Source organism: Nocardia amamiensis (assembly GCF_015477605.1).
Taxonomy (GTDB): Bacteria; Actinomycetota; Actinomycetes; order Mycobacteriales; family Mycobacteriaceae; genus Nocardia; species Nocardia amamiensis_A.
In genome coordinates this window covers 1-2,591 of sequence record NZ_JADLQX010000115.1, presented here as the reverse complement: position 1 = coordinate 2,591, position 2,591 = coordinate 1, and the positions used below count along the sequence as shown (strand labels likewise).

At 67.6% G+C, this 2,591-nt stretch carries 1 protein-coding gene; it reads right to left on the bottom strand.

Annotated features, from left to right (window positions below; translation table 11 throughout):
- Positions 1-2,591: non-ribosomal peptide synthetase (locus IU459_RS36905; protein ID WP_195134215.1), on the bottom strand; the 2,591-nt coding region annotated here is incomplete at both ends.

Genomic DNA, 2,591 nt, shown 5'->3' with positions numbered 1-2,591 from the left:
CACCGGCCCCGACGGCGCCCGATACACCCCACCCGCGAACTCCGGCACCGGCAACGCCGCACGATCCAACTTCCCCACCGGCGTCAACGGCAACCCATCCACCACCACCAAAACCGCCGGCACCATATACGACGGCAACCGCGCCGCCACCGCCGCACGCACCGCCTCCACATCGACGTTCTGCCCATCCACCGGCACCACATAGCCGACCAGCCGGTCCCCACGACCGTCGTCCCGGACGACCACGACCGCCTGCGCGATACCCGCACACCGCGCCAACACCGACTCGATCTCCCCCAACTCGATCCGATACCCGCGGATCTTGACCTGGAAATCGCTGCGGCCCACATACTCCACCGTGTAATCGCCACGCCACCGCACCACATCCCCGGTGCGGTACATCCGCTGCCCCGGCGCACCGTACGGATCCGCCACGAATCGCTCCGCCGTCAACCCGGGACGCCGGTGATAGCCGCGAGCCAGGCCGACCCCAGCCAGATACAACTCCCCCACCACCCCCACTGGCACCGGACGCAACCACCCGTCCAACACCACCTCGTACACCCCCCGGACCGGGCCGCCGATGGTGATCGGCTCCCCCACCACCATCGGGTCCCCGATGTTCGACATCACCGTCGCCTCGGTCGGCCCGTACGCGTGGAACAGCCGCCGGCCCGGCGCCCACCGGGTCACCAGCTCCGGCGGACACACCTCACCACCGAAGACCACATCACCGAACTCGTCGAGACCGGCAGGATCGACCGTCGCCAACGCCGCCGTGGTAACGAAACCATGCGTGACATGCTCGGCGGCGAGAAGCTCCGCCAGTTCCCTGCCGCCGTACACGGTCGGCGGCGCGATCACCATCGTTGCCGCCGGTCCGAACGCCTGCAGATACTCGAACACCGCACCGTCGAAACTCGGAGTCGCGAAATGCAAGGTCCGCGACGACGAGGTAGCTCCCAGCCGGGCGCTCTGTTCGGCCGCGAAGTTGTCCAAGCCACGGTGAGTGACCACCACCCCCTTCGGGACCCCGGTGGAGCCGGAGGTATAGACGAGGTAGGCCGCGTGGTCCAGGGACAGACGCGCGGTCCGATCCGCATCGGTGATCGGGGTGGCCGAGTGTGCCGCGCATGCCCGTTGCAGCTCGGGATCGTCGAGTACCAGCCACTCGACCGTTCCCGGAAGTTTGTCCCGGTGCCCGGACACCGTCAACCCGAGGAGGACCCCGGAATCGGTGAGCATCTGCGATATCCGCTCGTCCGGATACATCGGATCCACCGGCACGAACGCGGCCCCGGTCGAGGTGACCGCCCACACCGCGAGCACCGACTCCACCGACCGCGACATCCCCACCGCGACGTACGTTTCCGGCCCGGCACCCCGGTCGATCAACAATCGCGCCAGCCGGGTCGATCGTTCCCCGAGTTCCCGATAGGACACCCGGACGTCACCACAGGCCACGGCGACCGCATCGGGATCGATCGCCGCCGCATCGCTGAAGATCTCCGGCAACGTCCGTACCGACCCACCCTGGAGCCCCCGCACCGGCGTCAGCGCCGCACGCTCTCTCTCCTCGAGGATTTCGATATCTCCGGTCGGTTCCGATGGGTGCGCGGTCACTGTTTCGAGGATGCGCAGGAATCGGTCGGCGAATCCGTGGACTGTTGTCTGGTCGAACAGATCGGTGGCGAAGGTGAATTCGACATCCATTCCGGCTGCAGTACCGTCGGGTCCGTACCGTTCTGCGAAGGTCAACTGCAGGTCGAATTTGGCTACCGGCAGGTCTGCTTGCAGCGGCTCGACGGTTAGTCCGGGTAGCTCGAATCCGGCCGGCGCGAAGTTCTGGAATACCAGCAGCACCTGGAACAACGGTGCATGCGCGGTCGACCGTGCCGGTGCCAGCTCCTCGACCAGCCACTCGAACGGTGCTTCGGCGTGTGCGTATGCCGTCAGATCGGCTTCCCGGGTGTGTTCGAGCAGGTCGAGGAATGACCATCCCGGCTCCACCCGGGTGCGTAACACCAGAGTGTTGACGAACATCCCGACCAGATCGTCGAGCTCATGTTCACCGCGACCGGCGATGGGGGTGCCCACGGCGATGTCGTCACTGCCCGACAACCGCGCCAGCAGCACCGCCACCGCCGCATGCACGACCATGAACGAGGTCGCGTCATGCTCGCGGGCGAATGCATTCACTCGCTGGTGCAGATCCGCTGCGATGGTGAACTCGATCCGCCCGCCGCGCATCGACGCTACCGCGGGCCGCGGCCGATCGGTCGGTAATGCCAGCACCTGCGCGGCCCCGGCCAATTCCCGCTTCCAGAATGCGAGCTGCTGTCCAGCCACCGAGTCCGGGTCCTCGGGCTGCCCGAGTAGTTCCCGTTGCCACAACGCGTAGTCCGCGTATTGCACCGGCAGCGGCGCCCACCCCGGCGCCTGTCCCTTGGCCCGGGCGGCATATGCGGCCATCACATCCCGCGCCAACGGCCGCATCGAGGACCCGTCGGCGGCGATGTGATGCACCGCCACCGCCAGCACATGCTCCTGGTCCCCGACCCGCAACAGCCGCGCCCGCACCGGCACCGCCG